General features: G+C 63.6%; 7 protein-coding genes. 5 read left to right on the forward strand and 2 right to left on the reverse strand.

What is annotated here, in order from left to right; translation table 11 throughout:
• Positions 1–35: 35 nt before the first annotated feature.
• Genes BSZ39_RS01720 through BSZ39_RS01740 form a run of 5 tightly spaced genes read left to right on the forward strand, consistent with a single transcriptional unit; the run spans position 36 to position 6,248 of the window.
• On the forward strand, positions 36–428 hold the full coding sequence (locus BSZ39_RS01720; RefSeq protein ID WP_143180321.1) for a preprotein translocase subunit YajC: 393 nt from the start codon (positions 36–38) through the stop codon (positions 426–428).
• 42 nt (positions 429–470) lie between these two features.
• The gene (secD, locus tag BSZ39_RS01725) at positions 471–2,243 is read left to right on the forward strand and encodes a protein translocase subunit SecD (protein ID WP_073715671.1); all 1,773 of its coding nucleotides are present in this window, start codon (positions 471–473) and stop codon (positions 2,241–2,243) included.
• On the forward strand, positions 2,240–3,373 hold the full coding sequence (secF, locus tag BSZ39_RS01730; protein WP_073715672.1) for a protein translocase subunit SecF: 1,134 nt from the start codon (positions 2,240–2,242) through the stop codon (positions 3,371–3,373). Before secD ends, secF begins: the two co-directional genes overlap by 4 nt.
• Complete coding sequence (locus BSZ39_RS01735) at positions 3,370–3,915, forward strand: adenine phosphoribosyltransferase (protein WP_073715673.1); 546 nt, start codon at positions 3,370–3,372, stop codon at positions 3,913–3,915. Before secF ends, BSZ39_RS01735 begins: the two co-directional genes overlap by 4 nt.
• Before the next feature lie 35 nt (positions 3,916–3,950).
• Positions 3,951–6,248: a RelA/SpoT family protein gene (locus BSZ39_RS01740; RefSeq protein WP_073715674.1), complete on the forward strand. Its 2,298-nt coding sequence runs from the start codon at positions 3,951–3,953 to the stop codon at positions 6,246–6,248.
• Here BSZ39_RS01740 and BSZ39_RS01745 read toward each other — a convergent pair.
• Together BSZ39_RS01745 and BSZ39_RS01750 are read right to left on the reverse strand one after the other, a co-directional pair.
• On the reverse strand, positions 6,245–6,760 hold the full coding sequence (locus BSZ39_RS01745; RefSeq protein ID WP_143180322.1) for a hypothetical protein: 516 nt from the start codon (positions 6,758–6,760) through the stop codon (positions 6,245–6,247). The genes BSZ39_RS01740 and BSZ39_RS01745 overlap by 4 nt on opposite strands.
• Positions 6,761–6,827: 67 nt before the next feature.
• Entirely contained in the window at positions 6,828–8,378 is a 1,551-nt protein-coding gene (locus BSZ39_RS01750) for a DUF349 domain-containing protein (protein ID WP_158025064.1), read from the reverse strand.
• Positions 8,379–8,571: the final 193 nt, after the last annotated feature.

The following is an 8,571-nucleotide window of genomic DNA, read 5'->3' on the forward strand; positions in this document are numbered from 1 at the left end:
GGAGGTTAATCGAAATCTTTGCTTGGAGATAATCCATGGATCCTCTCATTTTGATGCTCATCGTCGTCCTCGGCATGGTGCTGTTGATGAACTTTTTCGGCAAGAAGCAGCGCCAGCGCATTATGGAGCAGCGGGAAACCGCGATCGTCGTGGGCAATCAGGTGCGGACCCAATCGGGTTTCTACGGAACCATCGTCGACATTGACGGCGACACCGTCACGCTCGAATCTCCCTCCGGTGATGAGACCGTGTGGCACAAGCACGCCATCGCGATGGAACAGGCGCCGCCGTATGCCGTGCCGGAGACCACGACGGATGAATTCGTCGAGCAGGATCCCGCACTGGCCGAGGGGTACGAGCCCGAATTCGGTGAGCGCCTCGATCCCGATACGCCCCGCCCGGATGAGGACAAGCCCAAACAGTCCTAACGTCCGCGCCCATCTAACCGTTCGTCGCTGAAAAGATCACCTGTGAGTACGACTCCCCATCGTTCTAAAACGGAACCCAGCGCAGCGCCGCGCCCGTGGCGATCGCTGATCACCCTCGCCATCGTCACGATCGCGATCTTTGTATCGCTTGGGATCGGCACCAAAACCTCCGATGCGTCCTGGGCACCGAAGCTCGCGCTCGACCTTGAGGGCGGCACGCAGCTGGTCCTCACGCCGAAGACGACAGACGGCTCGGAGATCACCTCGGAGGACATCAACGAAGCGATCGCGATCATTCGCCAGCGCGTCGACGCCTCCGGCGTGGCGGAAGCCGAGATCACGCGCCAGGGCCAGCAGAACATCGTCGTGTCGCTGCCCGGTAAACCGAGCGATGCCACGCTCGATCTCGTACGTCAATCGGCCCTCATGCGATTCCGTCCCGTCCTGCAGATCGGCCAGCCGGGTGTCGTCCCGGCCGATCAGCTGAACCTGCCGGACAAGGCCAAGGAACACCCGAAGGCCGAAGAAGATAAGTACTTCGCGCTCGCCGACCAAGACGGCGACGGCAAGCTCTCCGAAGAACCGCAGACGGCGCCGAGCAATAATTCGGACCCCGCCTGGGTGACGGAAAAGATCCTGTACGACTTCTTGAAGCACGACTGCACCGACCCGGCCAACCTCACTGGCGGCACCGTCAGTGATGCGAAGAAGCCGCTCGTCGCATGCGATGCGAAGGGCGAGGGAAAGTTCATCCTCGGCCCGGCAGACCTTGAAGGCACGGAGATCAAGACCGCCGTGGGCCGCCCGCACATGCAGGGCCAGGTCCTCACCGGCGACTATGAAGTCGGCCTGGAGTTCAAGTCAGACGGCACCCAGCAGTTCGCCGAGGTCTCCAAGCGCCTCGTGTCGCTGCCGGCGCCGCGCAACCAGTTCGCGATGGTCCTCGACGGCCTCGTGATCTCGGCGCCGCGCATGCAGGCGACGATCGTCGACGGGAAGGCCTCCATCACGGGTGGCTTCACGCAGGAGGCCGCACTCGCACTGGCAAAGCAGCTGAGCTTCGGCTCGCTGCCACTGAACTTCGAAGTCCAGTCCGAAGAGCAGATCTCCGCGACGCTTGGCACCGAACAGCTCGAGCGCGGTATCCTCGCCGGCCTCATCGGACTTGGCCTCGTCATGGTCTACATGATCTTCACCTACCGCGGCCTGTCGATCATCACGCTCGCCTCGCTCATCATCGCTGCGGTGCTGTCCTACGGCACGATCGCGGTGTTGAGCTGGGTCCAGGGCTACCGATTATCGTTGCCCGGTGTCGCCGGCTTGATCGTCGCCATCGGTATTACCGCCGACTCGTTCATCGTCTACTTCGAACGCGTGCGCGATGAGGTCCGCGAGGGTGCCTCGCTGCAGCGCGCCGTGACCGAAGGCTGGCGTCGTGCTCGACGCACGATCCTCGCCTCCGACGCGGTGAACTTCCTCGCGGCGATCGTGCTCTACTTCCTCGCTGTCGGCGGTGTGCGTGGCTTCGCGTTCACGCTCGGCCTCACGACCCTCGTCGACCTGCTCGTCGTCTTCCTGTTCACGCATCCGCTGATGGAACTGCTCGTGCGCACCAAGTTCTTCGGTGAGGGACACAAGCTCTCCGGCCTGGACCCGACCCATCTCGGCGCCAGCCCGATATATCAGGGCCGCGGCCGCATTGCGACCGGGCAACCGAAGAAGGCGAAGGCCAGCGCTGGCGGTATGACGATTGCGGAGCGGCGGGCAGCAGAGCGAGAAGCACAGCGCGCCAAGAATGAGGAGGGCGTCGTATGATTTCGCTCGCGAAGTTTGGTAACGAGCTTTACACCGGCGAACGTTCCTACCCGATCGTCCAGCGTCGCAAGTGGTGGTTCATCATCGCGATCGCGGCCATGGCGCTCTCGGGCCTCATCGTCGCCACCATCGGCCTGAACCCCGGCATCGAGTTCCGTGGCGGCACCGAGTTCACGATCACGAATACCCAAAACCATTCGGGCGATAAGGCGCGTGAAGTCCTTTCCGGCCACGATGTGAAGGAACCGCCGCGCGTCTCGACCGTTGGCAACAGCACGGTGCGCATCCAAACCGAGAACATCCCGGTTCCCGAGGGGAAAACCTCCGGTGAGATCCTGCGCGAAGTCGCGGACGAACTGGGCGCAGCCTACGGCGTCGGCGAAGCGGATGTCACGTCCAACTCGGTCGGCCCGTCGTGGGGCGCGGACGTGTCCAAGAAGGCGCTGCAGGGCCTCGTGACCTTCATGGTGCTCGTCACGATCGTCATGGCGATTTACTTCCGTGCCTGGCGCATGGGCCTGGCCGCGATCCTCGCCCTCATCCACGACGTCATCGTCACCGTCGGTATCTATGCCCTCGTGGGCTTCGAAGTCACGCCGGCATCGGTCATCGGCCTGCTGACGATTCTCGGCTACTCGCTGTATGACACCGTCGTCGTGTTCGATAAAGTCCGCGAAAACACCGAGCACCTGTTCGACCAGTACGAGGACACCTACGAAGAACGCGCGAACCTCGCGGTCAACCAGACGCTCGTGCGCTCGATCAACACCTCGATCGTCGGCATCTTGCCGGTCGGCTCGATCCTCTTCGTCGGTGCGTTCCTGCTCGGTGCTGGCACGCTTCGCGATATCGCGCTCGCGCTGTTTATCGGCATGATCGTCTCGACCGCGTCCTCGATCTTTATCGCGACGCCGCTGGAAGTCCAGTTCCGTAATCGCGAAACGAAGATCGCCGAGCACACCCGCCAGGTTCGCCGTCATCGCGGCGAAGAGGACGCTGGCGAACTTGTCGGCGCGCATCCCGCCACAGGTTCAGGTCACAAGGCTAAAGTGGAAACGTCACCCGATGTCCTTCCCGGCCAGCACCTGGGAAATCGACACCAGCCCCGAAAGAAGAAGGCTCGCCGATGACCTCGCCGCAGCTGCCGTCTAGCCTCACGGATCTCGTTCTTACACATATCCGCGAAGTTCCTGACTTTCCGGAACCGTGCGTCCTGTTTCGTGACATCACGCCCCTGCTCGCCGATGGCAAAGCGTTCCGGGAACTGATCAAGGGACTCGCCGATTTCTATCGCGGCCGGATCGACTCGGTCGCGGGCCTGGAGTCACGCGGGTTCATCCTCGCGGCGCCTCTCGCGGTCGAACTCGGCATCGGGATGATCACGATCCGTAAGGCCGGCAAGCTGCCCGGCGCCGTCTTCGGCGTGGACTATGCGCTCGAATACGGCACTGCGCGCATGGAGGTTCACCCGGAGATCGTCAAGGACGGCGATCGCGTGCTCATCATTGATGACGTCCTCGCTACGGGCGGGACGGCGCGCGCGGCAATCGACCTCGTCGAACATTCCGGTGGCGAAGCGACAGCGCTGTGCATGCTGCTAGAACTCGCGGATCTGAACGGCCGCAAGAAGCTCGAGGGCTACACCGTCGACTCGGTTGTCGTCTACGAGTAGATCCGAAGGTTTTTCGGCTGAACTAGACTAGGGACATGAGTTCCCCTGAGCCGACGTCCCCGGACACCGCGAGTCCGCAGCGATCGCGGTTGCATTGGCTGGGGTCACGTAAGAGTAAGGTCGACCCGGCGCTAGAGACGCTCGTGAAGTCCCTTCACGAGCACCATCCGAAAGCGCCGACCGACCTCATCGAGCGCGCCTATGTCGTGGCCAAGCGTGCGCACGAGGGGCAATTCCGCAAGAGCGGGGAACCGTACATCACCCATCCCGTCGCCGTCGCGGAGATCCTCGCTGATCTCGGCATGACTCCACCGACGCTGGCCGCCGCGCTACTGCACGACACGGTCGAGGATACGTCCTACCGGCTATCCGACCTCAAGGCGGAGTTCGGCGAAGACATCGCGCTGTTAGTCGATGGCGTCACGAAGCTCGACAAGGTCAACTACGGCGATGCCGCGCAGGCCGAGACCGTGCGCAAGATGGTCGTCGCGATGTCGAAGGACATCCGGGTCCTCATCATCAAACTCGGCGACCGCCTCCATAACGCTCGGACGTGGAAGTACGTGCCGTCGGAGTCCGCGAAGCGTAAGGCCCGCGAGACCCTCGAGATTTACGCACAGCTTGCGCATCGCCTCGGCATGAACGCGATCAAGTGGGAACTGGAAGACCTCTCCTTCGAAACGCTCTATCCGGAGGTCTACCAGGAGATCATCCACCTCGTCGCGGATCGCGCCCCGGCCCGAACCGAATACCTCAACAATGTGCTCTCGCGCATCGAGGATGTGCTGAAGCAGGCTGGGATCCCGGCGACGGTCACGGGCCGCCCGAAGCACTACTATTCGATCTACCAAAAGATGATCGTGCGCGGTCGCGACTTCAACGACATCTACGACCTCGTGGGCATCCGCGTCCTCGTCGACACGGTCACGCAGTGCTACGGCGTGCTTGGCGCGCTGCACGGCTGCTGGAAGCCGCTGCCCGGCCGGTTCAAGGACTATATTTCGGTCCCGAAGTTCAACCTCTACCAGTCGCTGCATACGACGCTGCTCGGCCCCGGCGGCAAGCCCATCGAGGTCCAGATCCGCACCTACGAGATGCATAAGGCTGCCGAGTTCGGCGTCGCCGCGCACTGGAAGTACAAGCAAAACCCGAACGCGACGAAGTCTTCCGAGGCCTCCGATACCGACCCGCAGGATATGCGCTGGCTGCGCCAGCTCGTCGACTGGCAGCGCGAGACACAAGACCCGGCGGAGTTCCTCGAATCGCTGCGCTATGAGATGGCCTCGACTGAGGTCTACGTCTTCACCCCTCGCGGGGACGTCATCACGCTGCCGTCGGGATCGACCCCGATCGACTTCGCGTACACGGTCCACACGGAGGTCGGCCACCACACGGTCGGCGCGCGAGTCAACGGCAAGCTCATCCCGCTGGAGACCCAGCTGGAAAACGGCGATACGGTCGAGATCTTTACCTCCAAGGCCGAAAACGCCGGACCGAGCCGCGACTGGCTCACGTTCGTCGGATCGGCACGTGCCCGCAATAAGATCCGTGCATGGTTTTCCAAGGAGCGCCGCGAAGAGGCTGTCGAAGAGGGCAAGACGCTCATCGCGAAGGCGATGCGCAAGCAGAATCTGCCGATCCAGCGCCTGATGAACCACCAGACGCTCACCTCGCTGGCCGATCAGCTGAAGTACCAGGACGTCTCCGCGCTGTACGCTGCCGTCGGCGAACGTCATATCTCGGCCGGCAACGTCGTCACCCACCTCATCGAACTCGTCGGGGGCGACCAGGGCGCCGAAGAAGACCTCGCCGAGGCGACCGTCCCGGGCGCTATCCAGGAACGCCGTGCCTCTCTGAACGAGCCGAACATCATCGTCGAGGGCATGCAGCAGGGCGAGGCCTGGGTGAAGCTCGCCAAGTGCTGTACGCCCGTGCCGGGTGACGAGATCATCGGCTTTGTGACGCGCGGCTCCGGCATTTCCGTGCATCGCGAGGACTGCGCGAACGTCGACCACCTGCGTCGCCAGCCCGACCGCATGATCGGCGTCAGCTGGGGCGAGCACAATCAGGGTTCCTTCCTCGTCCAGGTCCAGGTCCAGGCGATCGATCGCTCCGGCCTGCTCAACGACATCACGAAGATCCTGTCCGATAACCAGGTCAATATTCACTCGGCGACGTCAACGGTCAACCGTGATCGCCTCGCCGTGCTGCGCTTCGTTTTCGAACTTGGCGATGCGACGCACATGTCGCATATCCTGTCGGCGATCCGTCAGGTCGATGGCGTCTACGAGGCGGCACGTATCCGTCCGGGGGCTCGCCGCCAGCGCGTCTAGGACGCGGCTTTCAGCACGGCGATCGCCTCCTGCCACATGTGTGGCGACATGCGGGTGGCGCGGCAGCGGTGGGCGAGGGCGTCCGGATCGATATGGCGACGGACGTCCACGATATCGGTCAGGTAGGTCAGCCCGTGGAACTGCAGAACGTCCATGACACTGCGATACGGCTCCGTCACGATCCGATCCTCGAACCGGACGAAATCGCGGTAGTGCATGTGCACGTTCAGCACTTTGACGTTCTTAGGCCTAAGCCCGGAGCGCGGATAGATCTCGTGCACGTCCGGTAGGCGAGCGCCCCACACGAACAGCGCCGAGCGCCCCGCGATGACTTGCTCGCTGCCGAGGTGGTGGGTGACCAGGCGCGCCCGGAAATCGGGACTTAGCCGGATGGGAAGCTCGGAGGCAACGCGCGTGAGATAGCTCAGCTGCCAGTCATGGTCTTCGAGCAGCGGATCGATCACGGCAGGTGCGGGCGGGCGCGGGCGTAATCCGGTAAAGGCAGTATCCATGCCTCTAAGTGGACAACGAAACGGGGCGCTGTGGGAGTTATCCACAGCGCCCCGTTGCTCGGCAGCGTTAGCTGATCGTGTCGAGCCACGCCTGCTTCGCGGCGCGCTCTTCTTGCAGCTTCTTCACCTTCGCATCGTTGCCGGCGGACGTGGCCGCGGCGATGTCCTCATCGAGCTTCGCGAGGGATTCTTCGATCTGGGTCGCCAGCGCGCTCTTGCGGGCGGTGACCTCCGGGTCGGTAGCGCGCCACTGCTCCTGCTCGGCTTCGCGGATCGCGTCCTCGACCTTGCGCATCCGGACCTCGACCTCGGACATCGCGTTGCGCGGAACGAAGCCGATCTGCTCCCATTCATCCTGGATGGGACGCAGCGCCGCGCGGGCACGCTTCGGATCCGTCACGGGCAGGATCGCCTCGGCGCGCTCGCACAGCGCACGCTTCTTCGTGAGGTTTTCCTGCTGCTCTTGATCGGTCTGCGCGTTGGCGGCGTTGCGGGCGTCGAAGAAGACCTGCTGGGCGGCACGGAACCGCTTCCACAGCTCGTCATCTTCCTTCCGGTTGGATCGTCCCGCAGCCTTCCACTCATCCATCAGCGCGCGGTAGGCGGTCGTCGTGCGACCCCAGTCCGTCGAGTTAGCCATCTCGGAGGCGCGGGTAATGAGCTCTTCCTTCTTCGCCTTGACTTCCTTCTGCTTGGAGTCGAGCTCGGAGAAGAACTGGCGACGGTGCCGATCGAACGTCGTGCGAGCGTGGGAGAAGCGCTTCCACAGCGCGTCCTCGGTCGGTCGGTCCAGACGCGGACCGCGCCGCTGGGCTTCCTTCCACTCATCGAGCAGCGCCCGAATCTGCTGGCCGGACTGCCGCCACTGGACCTTTTGTGGGTCCTTTGCCGCAATCTTTTCGGCGCGCGCGACGATGTTCTCGCGGCGCTCGACCGCTTCCTTCTTCGCCGCTTCGCGTTCGGCGGCGGCCTGCTTCTTGCGCTCCGCACCGGCATCCTTGAGCGCCTGGACGCGATCGCGTAGCGCCTGCAGGTCACCGACGGCGGCCGGGGCTGCGACCTGCTCAGCGAGCGAAGACAGCGTAGTGTCGACATCGCGCGGGCCAAGCTGGGGCAGGCGCGCCTCGGCAAGGCGGATCTCGGCTTCGATATCCAAGAAGCGCTGGACGTAGAAGCTCAGGGCTTCGTCCTTGGACGCGTCGGGGAACTGTCCAACGGCGCGCTCACCGGATTCTTCTTTAACCCACACGGTTCCGTCATCGTCAACGCGTCCCCACTGCCCGGCCTGCTCTGCATCGAAGCTCGGGGCCGCAACGGCCACCTGGGCCACGCCGGTGGGGGCCGTCGGCGGCGCGGGAGCTACCGGTTCGGGTGCGGGCGCGGGGCGGGCCGCGGGTGCGGGCGCAGGAGTCGGTGCGGGCGTCGGGGCCGGGGCCTTGGCTGGTTCCTCCTGAGCGGGCTCCGCCTTAGCCGTGCGCGGGAAGGTCGGGGGAGTCGGCATCGGGGCCGGTTCCGCTTTCGGTGCAGGTTCGCTACGTGGAGTGACGGGCTGAGGCGATACGGTCTTGGGTTGTTCCTCAGCGGGAACCTGTTCGAGATTCTGGTGCTCTTCGGTCACCGAACTCACTCCTTTATTTCGGTGCGATACCCGAGGGAAATCGCGAGGGTGCGCCAGGCATTGCGCACAGTACATGTCTACTCTAGTGTCTGGCAGATCACGGTCAAGTCCCTTGTAGTGGTGTAACGGCGTTTTCCTCTCGTTTGGGGTTTTAGCTTGCTAGTGCGGGCGTGTCGGTATCGGTCATGGTCGT

It is taken from the genome of Bowdeniella nasicola (genome assembly GCF_001907295.1).
Classification (GTDB): domain Bacteria; phylum Actinomycetota; class Actinomycetes; order Actinomycetales; family Actinomycetaceae; genus Bowdeniella; species Bowdeniella nasicola.

Excerpts from the sequence above, each read along its gene's own strand:
- BSZ39_RS01720 (WP_143180321.1), top strand. The coding sequence starts at position 36 with ATGGATCCTCTCATTTTGATGCTCATCGTCGTCCTCGGCATGGTGCTG.
- secF (WP_073715672.1), top strand. The coding sequence starts at position 2,240 with ATGATTTCGCTCGCGAAGTTTGGTAACGAGCTTTACACCGGCGAACGT.
- BSZ39_RS01735 (WP_073715673.1), top strand. The coding sequence starts at position 3,370 with ATGACCTCGCCGCAGCTGCCGTCTAGCCTCACGGATCTCGTTCTTACA.
- BSZ39_RS01740 (WP_073715674.1), top strand. The coding sequence starts at position 3,951 with ATGAGTTCCCCTGAGCCGACGTCCCCGGACACCGCGAGTCCGCAGCGA.
- BSZ39_RS01745 (WP_143180322.1), bottom strand. The coding sequence starts at position 6,760 with ATGGATACTGCCTTTACCGGATTACGCCCGCGCCCGCCCGCACCTGCC.